We start from the raw sequence: 22684 nt of genomic DNA, 5'->3' as shown, positions 1-22684 counted from the left end.
CTACAGAACCTCTTCAAGTTTTTTATTCAGAAGTTCTTCAAGCAGAGCTTTTGCAGACAGAAAGTTCGATTCTATCGCAATCTTATTTTGAATAGCGGTAGATAATAAATTTTGGCCCAGGCTATATGAGTCAAAGCTGATCTCCCCCTTTTCGTATTTGGATCTGATGTCACGGCTTATATTTTGGATATCTGATACGAGTTTTGATTGCAGCTTTAAAGCATTGAATTGCTGCAGATATGCAAAATATCGTTGTTTTACTTGGCTTTCAATCGTTAAGTTATATTCCTGCTGATCATACAAAGCTATTTTATGCTCTTGTTTGGCTTGCTTAACATTTGCTGGCTTTTGCAGTACAGAGCTAAGATTCAAAGTAACCGCGGCCTGATATCCGTTAAAAAATGTAGGATTCAGAATGTTTAAGGTGTTATCAGGCTTGTATACATAGGTGAACGAAAATGCATCAAGCCATGAAAGCTGCTCTTTCGATATATTACTTTTGGCTATTTCTATCCGTGCTTTGTAGGCATTTATCCGCGGATAATTTTCTTTTGCTGTTGCAATTAGTTTTTCGAGGTAAACAGTGGAATAGTCTGTGATCGTTTCCTGAGCATGAGAAAAATTAAATGGGTATAGAACGACCAGAATTAATAATAAAGTAAAGTTTTTGCTCATTCTTCTTTATGTAAGATAACAGGTAACGTTTGAAATAAAATCTGCACGTCAAACCAAAATGAATGCTTTAAAGCATAGAAATTATCAAACTTCTTTCGCTCGCGTTCTGATACGTCTTTCGCTCCTCTACTTTTTATTTGCCACAAGCCTGTAACCCCCGCAGGGCCCATAAAACGCATGGACCAATCATTAGATGTAAGCATTTCTGCCTCGTATAGAGGTAATGGCCTGTTACCTACGAGTGACATCTCACCCCTTAAGACATTGAACAGTTGTGGGAGCTCATCTATGCTTGTTTTTCTGATAAATTTGCCAATCCTGGTAGTCCTCGGGTCGCTACCTAATTTTACAAACACTGCTTTGCGTTCAGTTTTCCCTGTTGAAGAAACATATTTATTTCGCTCTGAAAGATCGTCCAATTTCTTGTCTGCATCGACATACATCGAACGAAATTTGTAAAAATTGAAGATATTGTATCCCGTCCCAACACGCTTACTTTTATAAATAACAGGCCCTTTTGAGTCTAGCTTAATAATAAGAGCTGTTAAGATTAGAATGGGAGAAACGAGAAGAATAACTAAACAGGAAACAGCTATATCAAAAAGTTTTTTGCCGATCGGGAATTTGTAGATGATATCCGCATCCTTAAGTATAGATATCTGAGGCTTTACCAGTTTAAACTTGATGAGAAAATTAACCCTTTCTATTAAATGCTCAATGGGGAAGGGTAGAATATAATAGTCATGAACCTTTAGCTGAAGTGCTTTCAGCTTCCAAGCTTTATTTCTGTTAGTTGCAAGGAGGACAATAATCAGGTCCTTCCAGAGAGGGTTTTTCTTTAATTTCTCAATAAACGTAAAGCATTCACCCTTCGAATCAGTTTCTATTAAAATGACGTCAGGTAAAGTCAGGATCGACTGATTGCTTATATATTCATGTAAGTCGTTTAAGTACCTATACTTGTGAATATAAAAGAAATCAGGAAAGTCGTTGATGATATGAGAGCTCTTATTGGTGCCCATATACACCAGACTCCGCTGGAGATGATCAATCCGTTGAACGGCAGGCTTAATTGTTTGCGAGATCATATTGGTTAAGCGCGGCACTGATTGATAACTTGAGTTCTGCCGGATTGAAAGGTTTCTTAAAAAAGCAGTCAGCTCTGTATGGCATCTGTTCGACAATTGTTTCCAGATTGTCTGCACCTGATAGCAAAATAACAGGCGTATCACAGTAAAAGCCACTGATTTTTAAATTACGGATAAATGATCCCCCGTCTATAAAGGGCATTTCCAAATCTGAAATGATCAAGTCGGGATCGTTTCCATCTTCAAGCCAGGATATGGCGTCAGCACCATTCTGTTTTATTACGAGATCGTAATCCTTAGACAGTATAAAATTGAGCAGTTTTAGGATACTTAATTCATCATCAACAACCAGAATTTGTCTTTTCATAGAATTCGAAAAAATGGAGATCCTTATATCAAATGAAAAAGTTAATTTTTAATGACTATTCACCTGGGGAAATTTGCTCACGTAATTAAACAGGTAATAAATTTAGTCCCCTTAAAAATACTATTTTTTGAAACCTAAACCAACTATTCCCGATTTATTACCCGAAGATAGACAAGTGTGATGCTAGAATAAAAACGCCCTAAATGAGCTCGGGACAAGGATTTTATTACGACTGACCTCACTTCGAGGAAAAATTTCCACAAATGTGGTAAAATAATTACCACAAATTTTCCACGTTACCTTTAATTGTTTATATCTGGCGTTGCGATAGCATTGGATAGCCCTTGCTAATCCAGTTTTGTTTTAAATTTACTGGGATGTTAAGGAGCCTTCCGTTTACAAATCCCATGTCTTTCATCAGCGCGAAAGCAGGGCGAATATTTGGACATTTTTCAAAAGGACAACAACCGCAATATATTACTACCATACCCATCTTTGGAAGTTTGCTTAGATGGTCTTTCAGGTTTTCCAGGTTGTCTTTCTTACTTGCCGCTCCAAGCCTTTTGGCACCTTCAATATCCTCAACCACACCAATATTGAAAATTGCAGGCATCTTGTTTTTTTTATTAGCTAAAATAGAAGCAAGCTCTGCGGGTTGAATCAGGTCTTTTGCTTCCCATAGATTCGGTTTATCAAGAGATGCAGGTACACTCTGGGGTATTTGTGCTTCAGCATTAAAAGAAAAGCTAAAGGCAATAAACACGGAAGTCAAAAGTAAATAATGACCTCGCCTAAGGGAATGTATTTTATTCATGGATATTTAATTTGAAATGAGCCTTGCACAAGTAAACGGAGTTAAAAGTAAATAGTTATCTGCAGATGAATTTCCTTAACAGAATTTAATTTAAGAATCCATCCCAAAAATAAGAAGAATCTTTCTCTTTGGGATGTTAAAGGAGATTTTATGTTAAAAGAGAAGCTCTTTTCCCAGGATGAACAAACCGGTAAGAAGAAGAAACCACCCAAAGATTTTTTTTATTCTTGATGCTGGTAATCTCCCCGAGAGCCAATTGCCGAGGAAAGTTCCGGAAATGCCCAGCGCTGTAATCGATAGGAGTCTAATCCAGTCGATGGGATGATGAAATATATCACCTGCAAATCCCACCAGGGAGTTCAGCGCAATGATTAGTAAAGACGACCCGACGGCAGTTTTAATATCAAGGGATGCATAAAAAATAAGCGCGGGAATAATTATAAATCCTCCGCCCGCCCCAAGCAAACCGGATACCACACCTACTACTACTCCCAGCAGCACAAGGCCCTGGGTTTGCGGTAACACTGGCCGGCTAATCTCCTGCGGTTTGAGAATGCCTATCGCGGCAGCAATCATTAAGATAGCGAATAATACAAGTGTTAAAAGGCCCTTCTGGATTATAAAATCGTTGTGCTGATAAACAACGTCTGGTATTGAGGGTATAAGAAACTTTCGGATCCAATAAACTGTAATCAGAGATGGTAGGCCAAATGTAATTGCTACTTTAAAGTTTATTTCCTGTTTTGCCCATTTTTGCAGGGCTCCAACTGCACTGGTGGAGCCGACAATGAAAAGAGAATAGGCAGTCGCCAGAACCGGTTCAACTCGAAAGAAGTAAACCAATATCGGAACCGTTAAAACTGATCCTCCGCCTCCAATCAATCCCAGCGAAATACCAATAAATAACGATGCAAGATATCCAGCGACTTCCATGACGACAATTTGAGTCAAATATCAGAAAGATAAATGTGACTAATTGACTTTAATCATAAACGGTGCAAAAATGGAACTGTAGTATTATTAGTTCTGATGTATTTATTTTCTGACATCGGTAAGTTGTTGACTCACAGGGTTCTTGAAAAATGAAAAAATAAATATCGATTTTGCTGCTGTAGTGGCGGTATTTGAAATAATGGGTGAACAACCGGATTTTTTGGCTTGGTTTTCGAGGATTGGAAGGTTCACGACAATCAATTCACTATGGCACGAACTAAAATCACTGCTATTAAAAACTGGATGAAAGACATGGGATTTAAGTTAATTAAATCCCACGTAATCAATGGCAGATCAACCAAAATTAACTACTACAGCTTAGGCAGCTTCGGCATTTACGAAGAAATTTCTAAAGGTATTAAGGGCGGAAAGAAAATGGCAGGAGATAAGCTTCGTTTTATCTCATGGACACCATGGGGAGTAGATTTTGAAGTGAATTCAGTGAACGATCTGAGTAAAGCATATCAGGATTCTATAAGCTACAATCCTGACATAATTTTCGGATAATTTATTCTAAAGGCTTTTTACTTCATTGTTGCGAATAAAATTGGAAAGCTCCTCTATGGGGTGCTTTAAGACCTTCCCAACGCGCACTCCTTTTTGTTCGCACACGTCTGTTAAAATTTCTTTAAAATGAAATGCTATTGACCCTACAAAATGACAGACCTGCTTTTTATAATCAGGGTATGATTTTATATTGGTTTCAACAAATTCCTCAAAACCGATCTTCAATAGGTCTGTAATAAACGGATGATCGATATGGTCGCTCATAAAAGGAGCAAATGAAGCCAAAAACGAGTTTGGAGCTGGCTGCTGATAGATGCGTTTAATTACAGATTCCTTATCTACGCTAAACTTTTCCTTGAACGATGCGGATAATTCATCCGGCATAGTATTGTACAAAAAAGAAGTTAAAAGCCTTCTGCCGAAAAAAGTACCTGAACCTTCGTCCCCCAAAATATAGCCAAGTCCATGTTTGCTCTCATGTATCTTCGTCCCATCAAAATAGGAAATGTTTGACCCGGTTCCCAAAATGCAGCATATCCCTTCAGAAGATCCACAGGTTGCATATATTGAAGCAATTATATCGATATCAACACTTACAAAGGCATTCTTAAAGACTTTTGAAAGTGCATTTGATATTATTTCCCTTCGATCCGGGCTTGAGCATCCAGCACCAAAAAAGTAGATTTCTTTAACCTGGTCAACATATTCCTGAATTTCATCAGCATTTTGGAAAACCTGAGTGATGTCTTTTTCTGATAAAAAAAAAGGGTTTATTCCTTTTGTCCTGAAATGGATGGTTTGATTGTCCGGACGTGTTAATATCCAGTCGGCTTTGGTTGAGCCGCTGTCAGCAACTAATAACATAACAAGTTTTCATTTTAATTTAGTTCGTTTTTCAACGGCAATGAAGCTTGCATGAGCTTACAATCTTTTCGTTGTATGAGCGGTGAGCTCATGCAGGTTTTATATTTCTTCAAGTATCTGGTTAGTAAGGGGCTTGCCTATAAACCTTGATACAAGGTGATTTTCGTTTATTCGTTTAATATCCTTTGGGTCAAGAGACGAAGAAAGGACAAAGATCTTAATTAAGTTTGGTTTTAAATTCGGGAGTTCAAGAAGGGATTTTAGAAATTCAAATCCATTCATTATCGGCATTCTTAAATCAAGGAATATAACTTCAGGAATATCATTGCCCGTAGTTAAAGAATCCCGTACAAATTCGAATGCATCTTCAGGAGAATCTATGACGGTAATTGTTTCCGCATAGTTAGCGTTATCGAGTATCTTACGATTGATCAGATTATCTATGTGATTATCGTCTATGAGAAGAACATTTTTGTATCGATACGAATTCATCCAATCAAAAATACTAAATCTTTGCACTTTAGCAAATAATCGTATTCTTAGACATTACTCAAGCGATAATGTCCCGGAAAGCTGTTGAAGGGAAACTTCTGCAAGTTTAGCCTGATATTGTGCATTAGTGAAACGCGCGCTGGCGTCGATATAATTTCTTTGTGCTTCCCGGAATTCAAGCGGAGCTACACTTCCCAACCTGAATTTCTCCATAGTTATCTCCAGATTCTGCCGCGCAACCTCAAGGTTTTGTTGCTCTAGACGTACCAATTCCAGATTGGTTTGAAAGGTTTGATATATCGAAGTTAGCTGAGCTGAAATATTCTGATTAAGTTTTTCGTATTCAAGCTGTGCGTTATCGATTTCAATCGAAGCAATCTTCTCATTTCGTTTCTGAAGGAAGCCATTAAATATATTGATGGATGCGCTCATGCCATAGTTAAATCCCCGCCCGACAGAGCTCCGCGCAAAGCCAAGTTCTGACGTTGATTTATTGAAATTGTATCCGGAATTTAGGGAAACATTAGGGTAACGGCCTGCTTTAACCTGTTTCAAATTAAATTCAGCAATGCGCTTGTTTATCAAAGCGACCTGCAGGTCCGGGCTTTGCTGGGTTGCAGAAGCTTGTAAATCAGCAAGCAGAATTTTATTTTGGATAATAATGGTATCTGAGACAGTAAAATCCGTGGAAATATCTCTGGCCATTAATTCATTCAGCCTTATTTTAGTACCCCTGTAAAGGTCTATTTGCCTTAATAAATTTGTTGTATCTGTATTTAGATCAACAGACGCGGCCAACACTTCTAGCTTTGCTGCCCTTCCGATCAGGTATCGGTTTTGTGAATTCTTTAACCTTAGCCTGGAAATACCCACCGCGCCATTCAACGCCTTTATTTGCTGTTGTTGTTGTACAAGATAGTAGTAGTTATTTACCACATCAGCCAAAGTAGTTTGTACGATAAGTCTGAAATTTGTTTCACCCAACCGTTGCAGTTCCTTAAGCTGGTCGTATCGTGCAAACATCCCAAAACCGTCAAAGATCTGCCAGTTAAATACCGGTCCATACGATAAATTCGAATTTTTGGCGCCGTTGCGTTCTTGTATTATACCGCTGGATAGGGTTTGGGTAGTGTTTGAATTTGTATTATTAGTGCTGAAATTTCCTGTCACAATAGGGAACATGCCGGCGTTTGCCCTGCTCACATTTGTTTTAGCAATTTCAATGTCGTTACGGTTGATTCGGATGTCGTAATTATTCTCAAGAGCGAGTTGTACAGCTCTCTCTAATGTTAATCTTTCCTGGGCCCTAACACTATGACTTGCAAGTAGACCTATAAATAGATATAAAATTATTGTGTTCCACTTCATTGGTAAATTGGATAGCGAGTCTGCTTAATTAATCTGTTTAGTTGTGCGCAAGCTCAAGTGTTTCTTTTTTCGTTTCATTTTCTTCATGGATCACGGGAAGTGCTTTATGCTTCTTTGACCACATGGAGTAAATTGCAGGAATCACGTAGAGCGTAAGCACCAGCGAGAATAAAGTTCCGCCAATGATGACTATCCCCATGCTCATCCTACTTTTGGCTGCAGCACCCAGAGCTAAGGCGATAGGTAAGGCGCCCAGAGCAATCGCTAAACTGGTCATAAGAATAGGCCTTAGCCGGGCAACAGAAGCTTCTACGATGGCCTCTTTGAGCGGCATCCCTCTTTCCTTTAACTGATTAGCGAATTCAACGATCAGGATACCGTTTTTTGTAACCAGCCCGATGAGCATAATGGTCCCAATCTGGCTGAAGATATTCCAGGTTTGGCCAAATAGCCAAAGTGACAAAAATGCTCCGGCGACAGCCATAGGAACTGTTATAATAATTATAAACGGATCTATAAAGCTCTCAAACTGTGCTGCGAGGATTAGGTACACCAGAAGCAAAGCTAATCCAAATGCGAAAAGTGTATTTGATGAACTTTCCTGAAAGTCTCTTGATTCACCACCCAGTGTGGTCGAAAAGGTGTCATCCAAAACCTTATCCCTGATCGCCTCCATCGCTGCTATTCCATCACCAATGCTCTTTCCTGGAGCCAATCCCGCGGATACTGTAGCTGATAAGAACCTGTTATTGTGATATAATTGTGGTGGACTGCTTCGCTCCTCAACCGTTACAAGGTTATCAAGCTGGACCAACTCGCCCTTGTTATTTCTTACAAATGTCGAAGTAAGATCCATAGGATCGTCGCGATCAGATTTTGCATATTGTCCCATTACCTGGTATTGTTTACCATTCATAATGAAATAGCCAAAACGTTGGCCGCTGAGAGCCAGCTGGAGTGATTGAGCTACATCCAGAACAGAAACGCCAAGGCTTTGAGCTTTGTCACGATCAATAGAAACATTTATCTCAGGTTTATTAAATTTCAGGTTAACATCTGTGCTGGAAAATGTAGGATCCTGAGAGGCCTGGCTCATAAATTCAGGTATTTTTTCTTGTAATTTCGCAAAATTAGGAGCCTGAATAATAAATTGTATTGGTAAGCCGCCCCTTCTGTTGACAGCGATGGTTGGCTGTTCCGTCACAAGTGTACGGCCTGTAGTGTATTTTTTAGTCATTTTACTAAGTGCGGTCACAATATCTTTCTGACTGCGTTTCCGGTCACCCGGGTCTGTTAGGGCAAGCCTCATAAATCCTGAGTTGGCTGAGCCCGAACCGCTAAACCCTGGAGATGTATAAACAATATTGATCTTTTTTTCGGGGATGGAGTCATTTACCACCTTGGCAAGTTCAAGCATGAATCGGTCCATGTATTCAAAGGTGGCACCCTCCGGGGCACTGGCCTGTACACTAACAAGGCTTCGATCATCATATGGTGCTGTTTCCTTTTGCAAAAGAACCCAAAAGAGTACGATCATACCTATAGATACTGCAATTATTGGAAAACTGAGCCAGCGCTTTTTCATGAAATCCTTCAGCGAGTCAGAATAGCCGGTAGTCATTTTCACAAAGTAAGGTTCAGTAAGATTATAGAACTTTGACTTCTTTTGTACCCCGCCTTTCATTAGGTACGCGTTAAGCATCGGGGTCAGGGTTAACGACACGAAAGCTGAAATAAGAACAGCGGCCCCGATCACAATTCCAAATTCCCTAAACAGCCTGCCTACAAAGCCCTCCAGGAAGATCACCGGAAGGAAAACTGCTGCCAGGGTTATGGAAATAGAGATTACCGCCCAAAAAATTTCATTGGAACCTTTTATTGCAGCTTCGAATGGTGACATACCTTCCTCGACCTTCTTATAAATATTCTCTGTTACTACGATTCCATCATCGACGACCAGTCCGGTAGCAAGCACGATGGCTAGAAGAGTAAGTACGTTAACGGAAAATCCGAATATGTACATAATAAAGAAAGTAGCAATAAGGGATACGGGAATGTCGATAAGTGGCCTGAATGCAATGCTCCAATCCCTGAAGAACAGGTAAATAATTAAAATTACCAGGATAAGTGAAATGAGGATCGTTTCAGAAACTTCTATTACCGATTGTTTAATAAAAACCGTGTTGTCAATAACAAGCTCCATCTGGATATCCTTTGGAAGTTCTTTCAGAATCTGCTCATAACGTGCATTAACAAGTTTAGAAATTTCCAGATAATTGGTGCCGGGTTGTGGGCTAATAGCCAGGCCAATCATTGGCGTTCCAGATTCCCTCATAATACTCTCCATGTTTTCAGGAGCTAACATCGCTTCACCCACATCACTGAAACGTGTGATCCGGTTGGAGTCGGTTTTTAAAATCAGGTTATTGAATCCTTCAACAGTATTAAGGTTTCCAATCGTCTTAATCCCAAGTTCTGTATTATCGCCTGTCAATTTTCCGGATGGCAGTTCTACATTCTCTCTAACAAGGGCGTTCCTGACGTCTAGCGGTGTAAGGCCATACGCAGATAATTTATTTGGATCAATTGACAAGCGCATCGCGTACCTTTTTTCACCGTATATATTCAGGCTACTCACGCCTGGAACAGTCTGGAATCTTGGTACAATAACGTTACCGGCATAATCACTCAGCGACAATGAACTTCGGGTGTTGCTTTGCAGCGTAAAAATCATTATAGGCTGAGAATCGGCGTCCTGCTTAGACACTACAGGAGGTGCATCGATGTCCTGCGGCAGGCTCCTGGCCGCTTGCGACACCTTGTCCCGGATATCATTCGCTGCTTCCTCCAGATTTTTGTCCAGAGTAAATTCGACTGTTATATTGCTTGAGCCCTGGCTGCTGGATGATGTAATATTACGTATACCATCTATCGAGTTGAGCGCCGTTTCCAGTGGTTCGGTGATCTGAGATTCAATTACATCTGAGTTCGCTCCAGAATAACTGGTTCTTACAGAAATTACCGGGGGATCAATTGAAGGGAACTCCCGTATGCCTAAAAACGTGAAGCCGATAATTCCAAAGAGCACAAGCATGAGGTTCATAACAATTGTCAGAACCGGCCTTTTTATACTGGTAGATGATAAACTCATAGTTTAATTTTTAGGGATCTTCACTTTTACCGGACTTTCAGGTTTAAGAGCCATAATTCCGGTTATTAAAAGCGTGTCACCAATGCTTAAGCCAGAGGTTACTAAAACTTCTTTTTCGGTTCGGGTACTTGTTTCAATAAGAACCTCAGTCGCTTTACCATTCTTGCTTATAAATACCTTTTTACCGCGCTCTACCGGCACTATAGCTTCAGAAGGGATTAATATTGCATCTCTTATCTCCGCAAGGGGTAAATCTACTTTTGTGAATGAGCCAGGAAGTAAATAGCCGGATGGGTTTGAAGCCCTCGCAGCAATTTGCAAAGTTCTTGAGCTTACATTAATTCCCGGATCTATTGCATACACCGTTGCAGTATTTCTACTAGCACTACCCGCCGCCGTAAAGTGTATTTGTGAACCGTTCCGTATTTGTTGCGCATATTTTTCAGGAACTGAAAAAATGATCTTTACCGGGTCGATGCTACTGAGGCTGGCTACGACGCTAGAAGGCGTAATGTACCCACCCACAGAGACAGTCCTCAAGCCAATACGCCCGCTGAATGGAGCAACAACAACAGTTCGTGAGATTTGAGCCCGTATAAGGCGGGTTGCTGCCTGTAGTGATCTTTTATCTGCAAGAGCAATGTCGTATTCTTCCTTGCTGATGGCTTCCTTTTTTAGAAGCATACTGGCTCTCAATTCTGTTTCGGAAGCCAACTTTTCACGCGTTAGGGCCTGAGATAATTGCGCTTGTAATTCGATATCATTGATTTTTAAAAGTGTCTGTCCACGTCTAACACTGCTTCCTTCTTTGAAATAAATCCCTTTAATAATGCCCGATACTTCTGATCGGATCTCAATCTGCTCATTAGCCTCTAACGAACCAGTTACTGAAAGGGAATTGGAAAAGCTCTTAGATGTTATAACAATTCCATTTACAGGAACAGGAGAGCCACCTGTCCCTCCGGGGCCGCCCGGACCAGCTCCACCTCGTCCGCCAGCATCTCCCCGTTGACTATTAGCTTTAATCCTATAAGCAACAAAAGCACCGAATAGAATTATCAATAGGGCATATACTATGTATTTGGTCTTCATATGTTTAATCATTGCGGTATTTCAACTGATCGGTTTCGGTACAATATCTAATAAATTATCCTGAATATTGCGGAGCACCTGCGCGAAAATTATCTTGTCCGCGTCGTTTATGTTCCTGAGTGAAAGGTTGTTCAACTCTTCAATGGCTCGCCGTATAACAGGCAGGTCCTTTCGGGCCTTTAATGTAAGTTTTATACGCTGCTCTCTCCTGTCATTTGGGTTTTTCTCGCGAATGATATATCCTTTCTCACCCAAATAATCGAGCATACTTACAAAATATGATTTGTCAATATGTAGTAATTCAGACAGTCCTTTTTGCGATAAAGCTTCTTGATGCGCATCAATTAAAACTAAAACGTAGTGATACCTGTCTATAGATAGATGAAGTAAGCTTTTAGAAATCCCATACAGATATCTTTTGGTCACCGTTGTTAACGCTTGGGCAAGAGGCTCTTCCATAATCCTACACAAAGCTATTTGTATAGTTCAAAATCAGTTTGTTGTAGCAACTATTTTACAGCCAGAGATAAGCCCTAATCAAAAAAACTTGATCACGAAACCTATCTTTGGAATTTATCCTTATTATGAAATCTACATTCCTTTTGATCTTTATGACCATCATTGCAACCACATTAAGTGCTCAGGAGAAAATAACTTTTAAAGTTTCCTTTCTGGAGCCAATGGCCCATTACGCTGACATTGAAATGGAGATATCTGGCCTCAAACAAGACCAGGTAGAGCTTAAAATGCCTGTTTGGACGCCCGGATCATATCTTATTCGTGAGTTCGCAAAAAATGTGGAGGACTTTCATGTACATGGATCGGGAGGCGCGTTGAGTTTTAACAAGGTCAACAAAAATACCTGGAAAATTAATACATCGAAAAATTCGACCATTAAAGTGAATTATCGTGTTTATAGTTTTGAGATTTCCGTTCGCACAAGTTTCGTTGATGAATCCCATGCTTTCTTATCCCCGGCAGGATTGTTTTTGTATCCGGCAGGAAAGCTTAAATTGCCCTCTACTGTAACAATTATTCCATATAAAAGCTGGAGTAAGATATCGACGGGGCTCGAGAAGGTGCCATCTAAAGAAAACACTTACTCGGCTGCTGATTTCGATATTTTATATGACTCTCCGATTGAAGTTGGCAATCAGGATATTTTTGACTTTACGGCTGCAGGTATTATCCATGAAGTCGCAATGTATGGAGGCGGGAACTACGACAAGGAGGTTCTGAAGCGCGACATGGCGAAAATCGTTCACGAACAGACAAAAGTGTTTGGAGTCAACCCCAATAAGCGCTATGTTTTTATAGTTCATAACTTCAATCTAGGCGGCGGCGGCCTGGAGCATTTAAATTCTACGGTTCTGGGTGCAACCCGGAATGCATATAACACTGAGGCCGGCTTGTTACGATTTTTGGGGCTGGTATCTCATGAATATTTTCATTTATGGAATGTAAAGCGACTTCGTCCCATTGCTCTGGGGCCTTTTAACTATGATGAAGAAAATTATACAACTAATTTGTGGATCGCCGAAGGATTCACCGCCTATTATCAGGACGTGTTCACGCAACGTGCAGGTCTTCAAAGCCCTGAACGATTTATAGCAAATCTGGCTAGCTCGATAAGCACGCTTGAAAACCAACCGGGTAATAAGATCCAATCTGTTAGTGATGCTAGTTTTGATGCGTGGATAAAACACTACCGTCCAAATGAAAATTCTCCGAATTCGACTATTTCCTATTACAGTAAGGGTTCAATGATAGCGTTAATAATGGATCTGGAAATTATTCATTCCACAAAAGGGGAAGCCGGGCTGGATGATGTAATGAAGGCAATGTATGATGAATATTATGTAAAACGCCAACGCGGATATACTGACAGCGAGTTTAAGGCAATGGCTGAGAAAATTGCAGGACACTCATTTAAAAATATTTACGATGACTATGTTAAAGGGCTCAAAACCATCGATTACAACAAATACTTTAATTATGCGGGCCTTTCAATAAAAAACGATGCAAATGAGATAACCGAGCCTTATTTAGGAGTGACCACAGCGCTAAAGGAAGGGCGAATGATAATTACCCAGGTTGCCCGGGGAAGCGGGGCATGGAACGATGGTCTGAATGTAAACGATGAGATTTTATCTATTGACGATTATATCATTAGTAAAACAACGACAGGGAATAAAGATATGCTAAAACACATCACGGGCAGGCGTGTGGGTGATAAGGTAAAAGTGTCGGTAGTAAGGGATGGTCAGGACAAGGTCATCGAAGTTTTGTTAGGAAAGAACCCTGCAGTTAAGTATAGCATTTCCGCGATAGAAGGAGCGTCGGTCGGCCAGATGAGTGTCAGGAAAAGATGGCTAAAATTATAATAAAACAAAAAAGCAGCTTCCAGCAGTTAACAGAGTAATAGTAGCTTTTTCATGTTTGTTGTTTTTTGCACAGACGTTCAAATACAATGCCAGCACATCGAATTTATATCTAAATTTTCTTTAGAGATAATAATGTATAACGCGGGTTAAGTAATTAACGTATGTCATCTGTTTTTTAGATTGCCGTTTACACTAGTAAGCTCAGATTGGCAGGAACATCCTTAGCGATGGTAGGGGTCTGGTAGGGGTCTTGTAAGGTGATCCTTCGTTCAAAATGCTTTTTGAACGAAGGATCACCCTGTTAGGCAACACGAAGAACCCTTCTAAGCCACTTTAAATTTTCTTATAGCTCAAGCTTATTTTCGTTAAATTGCTAAAAAGTATACTATTATAATTATGGCCGAAATAACCCGTGTTTTTGATCTCTTGAAACTTTCTTCACAGAAATTCAATAAGGAAGATATTGTGGCCACAAAGAGAAATGGCGAATGGATCAAATACTCAACCGACCAATTCTTAAATGAAGTAGACTCAGTAAGCCACGGTCTCATCGCAAAGGGTATCAAAAAAGGCGATAAAGTTGCCATCATGTCGCAAAACCGGCCGGAATGGAATATTTGTGATTTCGGAATAATGCAGATTGGAGCCACACAGGTTCCAATGTACCCCACGCTGGCAGAGAATGATATAAAGTTTATTGTAAAGGACGCTGATATACGAATCGTTTTTGTCTCTGATAAATTGTTGTACGACAAGTTAAATACAGTTAAGACACGGGACGGAGCTGATTTTGAAATTTATACGTTTGATGATGTGCCGGGAATTCGGAACTGGAAGGATTTGTTGAGGTTAGGAGAGGAGAATGCATCTATAGACCTTGAAACATATCGTAAAGAAATTAAACCAGACGACCTCTTAACATTAATATATACCTCCGGCACGACTGGAACTCCTAAAGGTGTAATGCTTACTCATAATAATCTGGTAACCAATGTCCGTGAATCCTCAAAGTTATATCCAGCTGGGTTTACAAAAGCAATTAGTTTTTTGCCGTTATCGCATGTATTTGAGCGCATGGTAATATATATGTATCTGTACCTGGGAATATCGGTTTACTATGCGCAAAGCATGGATACCATCGCCGCTGACATTTCAGAAGTTAAACCGCACGGGTTTACCACCGTTCCAAGGCTTCTTGAAAAGGTTTATGACCGCATTGTCGAAAAAGGATCTCAGCTCACAGGCGTAAAGCGCAAGTTATTTTATTGGGCCTTAAACCTGGGCCTTAATTTTGAAATGGACGGAAAAAACGGACCATGGTACGAATTTCAGTTAAAGATCGCCAATAAATTGGTCTTTAGTAAATGGAGAGAGGCCTTGGGCGGAAATATTATGGCAATTGTGTCGGGAGGGGCAGCTTTGCAGCCAAGGCTCGCCCGGGTTTTCTGGGCGGCAGGTATGCCGGTATTGGAAGGCTATGGGCTGACCGAAACATCGCCGGTTATTAATGTAAACGGTCTTCGAAAGGGAGAGGCGAAATTTACCACGGTGGGAAGAACGATAAAGGATGTCGAAGTAAAAATTGCTGAAGATGGTGAGATTCTCTGCAAAGGGCCGAACGTAATGAAAGGTTATTATAATCGTCCGGATCTGAGTGCTGAGGTGATTGATAAGGACGGATTCTTTCATACCGGGGATATTGGTGAGATCGTTGATGGTCAATATCTTCGAATCACCGACAGGAAAAAGGAAATATTTAAAACAGCCGGTGGGAAATATATTGCGCCCCAGATACTCGAGAATAAGTTCAAAGAGTCTACTTTTATCGAGCAGGTAATGGTGATTGGAGAAAACGAGCGCTTCCCGGCCGCTCTCGTACTACCGTCATTCGCAGCCCTGGAGAAGTGGTGCGAACGAAAGGAAATCCCATATACTACGAATCAGGAAATGATAAAAGATCCACGGGTTATGGATAAGATATGGTCTGAAATGGAGAAGTTTAATCAGGAATTTGGTGGGTGGGAACGTGTTAAAAAAATTGAGTTACTACCGATTGAGTGGAGTATCGATGGGGGTGAGTTAACTCCCAAGCTAAGTCTTAGAAGAAAAGCTATTTTAGAAAAATATAAATCACAGGTTGAGAAACTATACAAAAATGCAAACTAATAAAATTCAATTCGCTGGCAGTCTAAAGGCGGTCATTCTTGCTGTTATTTTTCTGTCGTCTTGTGTCGGTGGACAAATCGGAAAGAATAACAGTGAAGAATATAAAAACGGGATGGTTGTTTCAGCTCATCCGTCTGCTTCGAAAGTAGGCCTCGATATCCTTAAAAAGGGTGGAAATGCCGTTGATGCCGCCGTGGCAGTACAATTTGCACTTGCGGTAGTGTATCCTAATGCAGGAAATATCGGCGGCGGTGGTTTTATGGTTTATCGTTCTGCAGATGGTGATGTAGCAGCTCTTGATTTTAGGGAAAAAGCGCCAGGAAAAGCTTTCCGTGATATGTACCTCGATACTGCGGGGAATCCAATAACTGCCAAAAGTCTGTATGGCCACTTGGCCGCCGGCGTTCCCGGAAGTGTGGACGGCATGGTTCAGGCCCATGCTAAATATGGTAAACTAACATGGGCTGAAGTAGTTCAGCCCGCATTAAATCTCGCTCGCCAGGGATTTCTGTTAACCGAGAACCAGGCCGGAGAATTCGCAGGACAGCAAGCCAGCTTTAAAAAATACAATCCAGGAAAATCTTATTATATAAAAGATAAATGGACCCCGGGGGAGCTCTGGGTTCAGGAAGACCTTGCCAATACCCTTGAATTGATCCGCGACAATGGGCGTGAAGGATTTTATGGGGGTGTGGTAGCAGATCATATCGTAGCTGAAATGCAATCAGGTGGTGGATTGATAAGCAAAGAAGACCTGAAAAATTATCATGCAGTTTGGCGTGAGCCAATTGTTGGAACTTACAGAGATCACAAAGTAATAACAGTGCCGCCTCCATCAAGCGGTGGAATTGCTTTGCTTCAGCTGTTAAATTCGGTTGAACCATTTCCGCTGAAACGCTGGGGCTACAACTCAGATTCGACAGTTCAGGTAATGGTAGAGGCAGAACGAAGAGTATATGCCGACAGAGCATCACATTTGGGAGACCCTGATTTTTATATAGTACCGCAGAAATACTTGATTCTGCCTATCTATTCCAAATTCCGTATGAGTAACTTCAACTGGAATAAAGCTACTTTAAGTACCGACATAAAAGCGGGCGAAGTGCCTAAAGAAAGTGAAGAAACCACGCACTTTTCTATTGTAGACAGGGCTGGCAATGCGGTCTCAATAACAACAACTATCAATGGAAGTTATGGATCTAAAGTATTCGTAAAAGGCGCTGGTTTCCTTCTTAATAATGAGATGGACGACTTCTCTGTTAAGTCGGGCTCACCCAACATGTATGGTCTGCTTGGTGGTGAAGCTAATTCAATACAACCAAATAAGAGGATGTTGAGCGCGATGACACCAACTATCCTCGAAAAGGACGGTAAATTATTTATGGTAGTGGGAACCCCAGGAGGGTCCACCATTATCACTTCCGTTTTTCAAACTATCCTGAATGTTGTCGATTTTGACAAAAGCATGCAGTCAGCCGTTACAGCAAAGAGATTCCATCACCAATGGTTTCCGGATGAAGTTGTGATGGAAAGCAAAGGCTTAGATAGTATGACAGTTGTAAGGCTTACCCAAAAAGGCTACAAGTTCAAGGAACGAGGAGCGATAGGTAGAGTCGATGCAATCCTTAAGACCAAATGGGGCTATTATGAAGGTGGCGCGGATCCTAGAGGAGACGATACCAAATTAGGCTGGTAGATTAAAATTTAATGGGTTCATAGGATGCTGGATGCTTACGAAGAGCTTGTCTGGATTAGGATTTATAGGATTATAAGATTCAATGGAGCTGGACGGAAAGGGCTTTTTTTTTGTCTGACGAGGGAAGCCGCCTAAGTCTTTGCTGATGTTTTTTTTGAATCAGTAATTACGATCAGGCCGCTTAGGATAAAATGCACCAATACAAGCCCAAGCAAAGCGAATTTGGCGGATGCGAAGAAGTATGCTAAGTAAGCATAGAAGTCTTCCGGAGGATAATAAACAAGTTTGAGAAGTGACAAGTTCTCAAGGAAATCACATATAACCGCGGCGATAGTTAATATGCTGATGGCTCTGAATTTATTGAAAATATGTCCTTTGGGCAATTTCTGACAAACCCATGCGCTGGCGTAAAAGAATGTTGCTCCATATAAAAATGGGAATATGAAATCCAGAAATATGCCTCGGGTTAGCAGATCCAATTGACCCGAATTTCTCAAGCCGGCCAGAAAGCTTATTGATTCTTTTGCCGTTCCTATGAATTCAAAATCCAAAATCAGGCCCGGATCAAGGGGAGCCGTCATTGTGCGCATAACATAAAGCCAGGCTGCCGTCAGAACCAGGTAGATCAGGAAACGCAAACCTTTATCTTTCATTTAATCTTTATTTTGTAAAACTAAAATAGGGTTAATTATCAATATCGCGGATTTACCGGTGCAGATTGCTAATTTCTAAAGGGATATCTTTGAAGCTTAACCTGGCTCATTCCATCTTTTTCGTAGATCGCAAGACAGTTTTCTTTCATCTCTTCTGGGATATTATTGTCTCCTAATGCGAGTGTAGAAGGATAGGGCCTATCAGCCTGGAAAAAATATATTTTCGTCGTTCCATATTTCGTATGCGGCATGTAGTTCCCGTACTGCTCCATTTCTTTCCAGGGCTCGCCCTGAACTATAACGGCATATACACGTATCACCGGCCCTGTATTCTGTTCATTCCGTATAAAGGCGACCTCCTTAAAATCACCCTGTAGGTCTTTGATTCCAGGCTCATTTACGACATTCCAGATCATCACACCTACCATCACCAATATCGCGAGGATTATATAAGTTTTTTTGTTTTTCATAATCCAGTTCTTTTTTTGACCACTGCAAAGGTAGGACTTATCGATAATCAAAAAGGTGTTAAACCAGGATCGTTACTATCGACGATCTAACACTATTCGGGAATAATAAAATCACCAATATTCTTGCATATTAAATTTCTATTTATAAATTTGCTATGCTTGCATAGTATTTGTTTGATGAAACCAGAAGAAACTGTAGATTATTTTTTAAAGATCGTTTGGCAAACAGTTGCTAATAAATATAATCAGATTGCTGCGGAATACGGTATTACTCAAGCTCTTGGTTATATGCTTATAAATATACACGAAGAAGGTACAGCTGTTTCACAGATCGCCACGCTTTCTGGTGTAAAATCTACAAGCCTCTCGCGGATGCTAAATAATATGCAGGAGCTGGGATTGATCTATCGCGAAACAGATCCGGCAGATAAAAGATCTGTAAAAATATTTTTAACTCCCTTTGGAATTGAAAAGCGACAGATTGCGAAGGATGTGGTGAAGAAATTTAACGAATATCTGAACGCCCATATTTCCGACAAAGAGCGTCTTCAATTGATAAAAAGCCTTAACAAAATAAATCAACTAACCTCTGATTATAAACCTCAGTATTACTAGCCGCCACACGGCGGCTGGTAAAACTTGAAATTGAATTAAGATGAAACGAATGATCAGGAAAGTAGCGGTACTGGGCTCGGGTATAATGGGATCCCGGATTGCTTGTCACTTTGCCAATATAGGGGCAGAGGTACTGCTGCTTGACATGGTGCCAAACGAACTTACTGAGGAGGAACAGGGAAAAGGTTTGACCCTTGACAACAAAGTTTTGCGGAACAAGATTGTAAATTCGGCTCTGGAAAATACTCTCAAATCGAATCCTTCAGCAATATTCAGCAAAAAAGTTGTCAGTAATATTACCAACGGCAACTTTCAGGACAATATGAAAGATATTGCCGGTTGTGATTGGGTCATTGAAGTTGTTGTGGAACGACTGGATATTAAAAAGCAAATCTATGATGAAGTTGAGAAATTCCGAACCCCGGGAACACTTATTAGCTCAAATACATCTGGCATTCCGATTCATTTAATGGCTGAAGGCAGGTCGGATGATTTTCGTGCTCATTTTTGTGGAACACACTTTTTTAACCCGCCTCGTTACCTGCGTTTGCTGGAAATTATTCCAGGTCCTGAAACAAGACAAGAGGTTATCGATTTCCACATGCACTATGGAGATAAGTTCCTTGGTAAGACCACTGTTCTTTGTAAAGATACTCCAGCCTTCATTGCCAATCGTGTGGGTGTTTACTCCATCATGTCCTTGTTACATCTCGTTGAGAAAATGGATCTCACGGTTGAAGAAGTTGATAAATATACAGGCCCCGCTCTTGGCCGTCCTAAATCTGCCACTTTCCGGACAACAGATGTTGTTGGTTTAGATACCATGATCAATGTCGCGGGCGGCTTGCATAATAATCTGCCCGATGACAAGGCCCATGATCTGTTCGAGTTACCCGCTTACGTCAAAAAGATGCAGGAGAACAAGTGGCTGGGGGATAAAACACAACAAGGCTTTTATAAAAAAGTAAAAGACGTGGATGGCAAGTCAGAGATTCTTGCTCTTGACCTCAAGACTTTCGAATACAAGCCGCAGCAAAAAATAAAGTCTCCGACTCTGGAGGCTACGAAAGCCGTTGAAAATATTCGTGAGAGAATGAAGGTCTTCGCGCAGGGAACGGATAAGGCCGGAGATTTTTTTCGGACTTCTTTCTTTGGCTTGTTCGAGTATGTCTCTGATCGGATCCCGGAAATTTCTGACGAGTTATATCGGATAGATGATGCTATGCGAGCCGGTTTCGGATGGGAACTGGGCCCATTTGAAGTGTGGGATTCGTTAGGGATTAGTGATGCTCTTAAAGGGATGAAAAAGCATGGCAATCAAGCTGCACCATGGGTTCAGGAAATGCTTGAAGCTGGAAACACGTCCTTTTATAAAATCGAGAATGGAGCTAAGAAATATTATGATATTCCATCAAAGTCATATATCGCTGTTCCGGGTACCGATGATTTTATAATCCTTGACAATATCCGCGAAAACAAAACCATCTGGAAAAACTCCGGCACTACAATTCTTGATCTCGGCGATGGAATACTGAATCTTGAGATCCACACCAAAATGAATACCATCGGTGGTGAGGTAATCCAGGGGCTCAATAAAGCTTTGGATCTCGCAGAAAGAGACTACCGTGGTCTTGTTATCGGAAATGACGGAGCTAATTTTTCTGCAGGAGCAAACATTGGAATGATCTTCATGGCTGCTGTTGAACAGGATTGGGATGAAATCAATATTGCGATTCGCATGTTTCAGAATGCTATGATGCGGGTTCGGTATTCGTCAATACCAGTTGTTGCTGCTGCTCATAACTTGACCCTGGGTGGAGGCTGTGAATTGTGTCTGCACGCAGACCATGTTCAAACAAACGCAGAAACATATATGGGCCTCGTGGAATTTGGCGTAGGATTAATCCCAGCCGGAGGGGGTTCCAAAGAATTCGCCTTACGTATATCCGACGAGTTCAAAGACGGACAAATAGAACAGATGGCTTTAAGAGACCGTTTTTTAACTATCGGTATGGCCAAGGTTTCAACATCAGGCGTTGAGGCTTACGAGCTTGGTTATCTCCAAAAAGATAAATACAGTATAACTATGAACCGCAGCAGGCTTATTGCTGATGCAAAGGAGAAAGCCATAGAACTTGCTGATGCGGGTTACACCAAGCCTGTTCAAAGAAAGGACATCCGGGTTCTAGGAAAGCAGGGAATGGGAATTGTTTACGCCGGAGCTAATTCGATGTTCGCCGGAAATTTCATTTCAGAGCACGATAAAAAGATATCCGAAAAGTTAGGCTACGTTTTGTGCGGTGGTGATCTCTCATCTCCAACCCTTGTCTCAGAGCAATACTTACTTGATCTCGAACGTGAAGTGTTTCTATCACTTTGCGGTGAGAAGAAAACTCTGGAACGCATCCAGTCGATTTTAACGAAAGGAAAGCCATTGAGAAATTAGGAGAGATACGAGATATGAGACTTGAGATATGAGAAGACAGAATGAATAACCTCAACGAGCTTAAAATATGGAAGAAAGCTATTGAATTGGCGGTGTTAGTTTACAAAACTACTTCGCGTTTTCCTTCGGAGGAGAAGTTCGGATTAACTTCTCAATCACGTAGGGTTGCAGTATCAATATCATCTAATATACCGGAAGGAGCAGGTAGAATTTCTCCGAAAGAGTTTAATTATTTTTTGGGGATTGCAAACGGTTCTTCTTACGAACTTCAAACCCAGCTAGTGATCGCAAACAAATTAGAATTAGTTACGGATGAAGATCTTAAAATTTTGCTTTTGCAAATCGATGAATTACAGAAAATGAATTACGGGCTCCAAAAGATGCTCATTAAGAAATCTTCAATTAAATAAATGCTACGATCTGAGTTCGTTTGGTATTATCTCATATCTCACATCTCATATCTCAACGACTCATAACATGAAAGAAGCATATATAATAGCCGCATATAGAACAGCAGTAGGGAAAGCACCTCGGGGCGTATTCCGTTTTACACGAGCCGACGAGTTGGCAGCGGAAGTAATAAAGAATCTGGTTGCAGCAGTACCGAACCTTGATAAAGAAGAAATCGATGATGTGATAGTGGGAAATGCTACGCCTGAGGCAGAACAAGGCCTGAACATTGCCCGTATGATATCATTGATGGGGCTTGACACAGATAAAGTGCCGGGTGTTACCGTTAACAGATATTGTGCCTCGGGGCTGGAAACCATCGCAATAGCATCAGCTAAGATTAGATCAGGAATGGCCGATTGTATTGTTGCAGGCGGGGTTGAGATTATGTCG

The 22684-nt window shown here is 40.9% G+C and carries 21 protein-coding genes; 8 read left to right on the top strand and 13 right to left on the bottom strand.

Features of this window, described 5'->3' with window-relative positions; translation table 11 throughout:
* The 5 genes from WKF69_RS03625 to WKF69_RS03605 form a co-directional block, all read right to left on the bottom strand.
* A complete protein-coding gene (locus tag WKF69_RS03625; protein WP_340379547.1) occupies positions 1 to 675 on the bottom strand; it encodes a TolC family protein in 675 nt (224 codons plus the stop codon).
* A complete protein-coding gene (locus WKF69_RS03620; protein WP_340379546.1) occupies positions 672 to 1763 on the bottom strand; it encodes a sugar transferase in 1092 nt (363 codons plus the stop codon). The genes WKF69_RS03625 and WKF69_RS03620 overlap by 4 nt, the downstream gene beginning before the upstream one ends.
* Positions 1744 to 2130 (bottom strand): response regulator, encoded by a 387-nt coding sequence (locus tag WKF69_RS03615; protein ID WP_340379545.1) that lies wholly within the window; start codon positions 2128 to 2130, stop codon positions 1744 to 1746. Before WKF69_RS03615 ends, WKF69_RS03620 begins: the two co-directional genes overlap by 20 nt.
* Before the next feature lie 310 nt (positions 2131 to 2440).
* Entirely contained in the window at positions 2441 to 2944 is a 504-nt protein-coding gene (locus WKF69_RS03610) for a rhodanese-like domain-containing protein (protein ID WP_340379544.1), read from the bottom strand.
* A 153-nt stretch (positions 2945 to 3097) separates the two neighbouring features.
* Complete coding sequence (locus tag WKF69_RS03605; protein ID WP_340379543.1) at positions 3098 to 3877, bottom strand: sulfite exporter TauE/SafE family protein; 780 nt, start codon at positions 3875 to 3877, stop codon at positions 3098 to 3100.
* A 267-nt stretch (positions 3878 to 4144) separates the two neighbouring features.
* On the opposite strand from WKF69_RS03605, the gene WKF69_RS03600 reads away from it, so the two are divergent.
* Positions 4145 to 4444, top strand: a complete 300-nt coding sequence (locus WKF69_RS03600) for a hypothetical protein (RefSeq protein ID WP_340379542.1) — start codon at positions 4145 to 4147, stop codon at positions 4442 to 4444.
* A gap of 6 nt (positions 4445 to 4450) precedes the next feature.
* Here the strand turns inward: WKF69_RS03600 and WKF69_RS03595 are convergent, their stop codons facing one another.
* The 6 genes from WKF69_RS03595 to WKF69_RS03570 form a co-directional block, all read right to left on the bottom strand.
* Positions 4451 to 5308 carry an N-acetylglucosamine kinase gene (locus tag WKF69_RS03595; RefSeq protein WP_340379541.1) on the bottom strand — a complete coding sequence of 286 codons (858 nt, stop codon included), beginning with the start codon at positions 5306 to 5308 and terminating at the stop codon, positions 4451 to 4453.
* Positions 5309 to 5407: 99 nt separating this feature from the next.
* Positions 5408 to 5800 (bottom strand): response regulator, encoded by a 393-nt coding sequence (locus tag WKF69_RS03590; RefSeq protein WP_340379540.1) that lies wholly within the window; start codon positions 5798 to 5800, stop codon positions 5408 to 5410.
* 54 nt (positions 5801 to 5854) lie between these two features.
* On the bottom strand, positions 5855 to 7168 hold the full coding sequence (locus WKF69_RS03585; RefSeq protein ID WP_340379539.1) for a TolC family protein: 1314 nt from the start codon (positions 7166 to 7168) through the stop codon (positions 5855 to 5857).
* Between the two features lie 37 nt (positions 7169 to 7205).
* Positions 7206 to 10319 carry an efflux RND transporter permease subunit gene (locus WKF69_RS03580; protein WP_340379538.1) on the bottom strand — a complete coding sequence of 1038 codons (3114 nt, stop codon included), beginning with the start codon at positions 10317 to 10319 and terminating at the stop codon, positions 7206 to 7208.
* A gap of 3 nt (positions 10320 to 10322) precedes the next feature.
* Positions 10323 to 11411, bottom strand: coding sequence for an efflux RND transporter periplasmic adaptor subunit (locus WKF69_RS03575; protein ID WP_340379537.1), 1089 nt, complete (start codon positions 11409 to 11411; stop codon positions 10323 to 10325).
* 21 nt (positions 11412 to 11432) lie between these two features.
* Positions 11433 to 11870, bottom strand: a complete 438-nt coding sequence (locus WKF69_RS03570; protein ID WP_340379536.1) for a MarR family transcriptional regulator — start codon at positions 11868 to 11870, stop codon at positions 11433 to 11435.
* Positions 11871 to 11995: 125 nt separating this feature from the next.
* Here WKF69_RS03570 and WKF69_RS03565 point away from each other — a divergent pair, with 125 nt between their 5' ends.
* From WKF69_RS03565 to ggt, 3 genes are all read left to right on the top strand, one after another.
* Positions 11996 to 13795: a PDZ domain-containing protein gene (locus tag WKF69_RS03565; RefSeq protein ID WP_340379535.1), complete on the top strand. Its 1800-nt coding sequence runs from the start codon at positions 11996 to 11998 to the stop codon at positions 13793 to 13795.
* Positions 13796 to 14191: 396 nt separating this feature from the next.
* Positions 14192 to 15961, top strand: a complete 1770-nt coding sequence (locus WKF69_RS03560; protein ID WP_340379534.1) for a long-chain fatty acid--CoA ligase — start codon at positions 14192 to 14194, stop codon at positions 15959 to 15961.
* A complete protein-coding gene (gene ggt, locus WKF69_RS03555; protein WP_340379533.1) occupies positions 15951 to 17657 on the top strand; it encodes a gamma-glutamyltransferase in 1707 nt (568 codons plus the stop codon). The genes WKF69_RS03560 and ggt overlap by 11 nt, the downstream gene beginning before the upstream one ends.
* A gap of 131 nt (positions 17658 to 17788) precedes the next feature.
* On the opposite strand, the gene WKF69_RS03550 is transcribed toward ggt, so the two are convergent.
* Positions 17789 to 18310, bottom strand: a complete 522-nt coding sequence (locus WKF69_RS03550; protein ID WP_340379532.1) for a hypothetical protein — start codon at positions 18308 to 18310, stop codon at positions 17789 to 17791.
* A 68-nt stretch (positions 18311 to 18378) separates the two neighbouring features.
* A complete protein-coding gene (locus WKF69_RS03545) occupies positions 18379 to 18780 on the bottom strand; it encodes a hypothetical protein (protein ID WP_340379531.1) in 402 nt (133 codons plus the stop codon).
* Between the two features lie 177 nt (positions 18781 to 18957).
* Between WKF69_RS03545 and WKF69_RS03540 the strand changes: the two genes are divergently transcribed.
* From WKF69_RS03540 to WKF69_RS03525, 4 genes are all read left to right on the top strand, one after another.
* Entirely contained in the window at positions 18958 to 19395 is a 438-nt protein-coding gene (locus tag WKF69_RS03540) for a MarR family transcriptional regulator (protein WP_340379530.1), read from the top strand.
* 40 nt (positions 19396 to 19435) lie between these two features.
* Positions 19436 to 21841, top strand: a complete 2406-nt coding sequence (locus tag WKF69_RS03535; RefSeq protein WP_340379529.1) for a 3-hydroxyacyl-CoA dehydrogenase NAD-binding domain-containing protein — start codon at positions 19436 to 19438, stop codon at positions 21839 to 21841.
* Positions 21842 to 21882: 41 nt separating this feature from the next.
* The gene (locus WKF69_RS03530; RefSeq protein ID WP_340379528.1) at positions 21883 to 22251 is read left to right on the top strand and encodes a four helix bundle protein; all 369 of its coding nucleotides are present in this window, start codon (positions 21883 to 21885) and stop codon (positions 22249 to 22251) included.
* A gap of 67 nt (positions 22252 to 22318) precedes the next feature.
* Positions 22319 to 22684 (top strand): beta-ketoacyl synthase N-terminal-like domain-containing protein (locus WKF69_RS03525; RefSeq protein WP_340379527.1); only part of this gene is annotated, 366 nt, incomplete at its 3' end.

Source organism: Daejeonella sp., from assembly GCF_037719425.1.
In the GTDB taxonomy this organism is placed as follows: Bacteria; Bacteroidota; Bacteroidia; order Sphingobacteriales; family Sphingobacteriaceae; genus Daejeonella.
The sequence above is the reverse complement of the archived record's forward strand: the minus strand, read 5'-3'. Positions and strand labels throughout refer to the sequence as shown.

Excerpts from the sequence above, each read along its gene's own strand:
- WKF69_RS03550 (WP_340379532.1), bottom strand. The coding sequence starts at position 18,310 with ATGAAAGATAAAGGTTTGCGTTTCCTGATCTACCTGGTTCTGACGGCA.
- WKF69_RS03605 (WP_340379543.1), bottom strand. The coding sequence starts at position 3,877 with ATGGAAGTCGCTGGATATCTTGCATCGTTATTTATTGGTATTTCGCTG.
- ggt (WP_340379533.1), top strand. The coding sequence starts at position 15,951 with ATGCAAACTAATAAAATTCAATTCGCTGGCAGTCTAAAGGCGGTCATT.
- WKF69_RS03580 (WP_340379538.1), bottom strand. The coding sequence starts at position 10,319 with ATGAGTTTATCATCTACCAGTATAAAAAGGCCGGTTCTGACAATTGTT.
- WKF69_RS03530 (WP_340379528.1), top strand. The coding sequence starts at position 21,883 with ATGAATAACCTCAACGAGCTTAAAATATGGAAGAAAGCTATTGAATTG.
- WKF69_RS03615 (WP_340379545.1), bottom strand. The coding sequence starts at position 2,130 with ATGAAAAGACAAATTCTGGTTGTTGATGATGAATTAAGTATCCTAAAA.
- WKF69_RS03545 (WP_340379531.1), bottom strand. The coding sequence starts at position 18,780 with ATGAAAAACAAAAAAACTTATATAATCCTCGCGATATTGGTGATGGTA.
- WKF69_RS03540 (WP_340379530.1), top strand. The coding sequence starts at position 18,958 with ATGAAACCAGAAGAAACTGTAGATTATTTTTTAAAGATCGTTTGGCAA.
- WKF69_RS03625 (WP_340379547.1), bottom strand. The coding sequence starts at position 675 with ATGAGCAAAAACTTTACTTTATTATTAATTCTGGTCGTTCTATACCCA.
- WKF69_RS03565 (WP_340379535.1), top strand. The coding sequence starts at position 11,996 with ATGAAATCTACATTCCTTTTGATCTTTATGACCATCATTGCAACCACA.
- WKF69_RS03620 (WP_340379546.1), bottom strand. The coding sequence starts at position 1,763 with ATGATCTCGCAAACAATTAAGCCTGCCGTTCAACGGATTGATCATCTC.
- WKF69_RS03575 (WP_340379537.1), bottom strand. The coding sequence starts at position 11,411 with ATGAAGACCAAATACATAGTATATGCCCTATTGATAATTCTATTCGGT.
- WKF69_RS03590 (WP_340379540.1), bottom strand. The coding sequence starts at position 5,800 with ATGAATTCGTATCGATACAAAAATGTTCTTCTCATAGACGATAATCAC.
- WKF69_RS03595 (WP_340379541.1), bottom strand. The coding sequence starts at position 5,308 with ATGTTATTAGTTGCTGACAGCGGCTCAACCAAAGCCGACTGGATATTA.
- WKF69_RS03570 (WP_340379536.1), bottom strand. The coding sequence starts at position 11,870 with ATGGAAGAGCCTCTTGCCCAAGCGTTAACAACGGTGACCAAAAGATAT.
- WKF69_RS03610 (WP_340379544.1), bottom strand. The coding sequence starts at position 2,944 with ATGAATAAAATACATTCCCTTAGGCGAGGTCATTATTTACTTTTGACT.
- WKF69_RS03560 (WP_340379534.1), top strand. The coding sequence starts at position 14,192 with ATGGCCGAAATAACCCGTGTTTTTGATCTCTTGAAACTTTCTTCACAG.
- WKF69_RS03600 (WP_340379542.1), top strand. The coding sequence starts at position 4,145 with ATGGCACGAACTAAAATCACTGCTATTAAAAACTGGATGAAAGACATG.
- WKF69_RS03535 (WP_340379529.1), top strand. The coding sequence starts at position 19,436 with ATGAAACGAATGATCAGGAAAGTAGCGGTACTGGGCTCGGGTATAATG.
- WKF69_RS03585 (WP_340379539.1), bottom strand. The coding sequence starts at position 7,168 with ATGAAGTGGAACACAATAATTTTATATCTATTTATAGGTCTACTTGCA.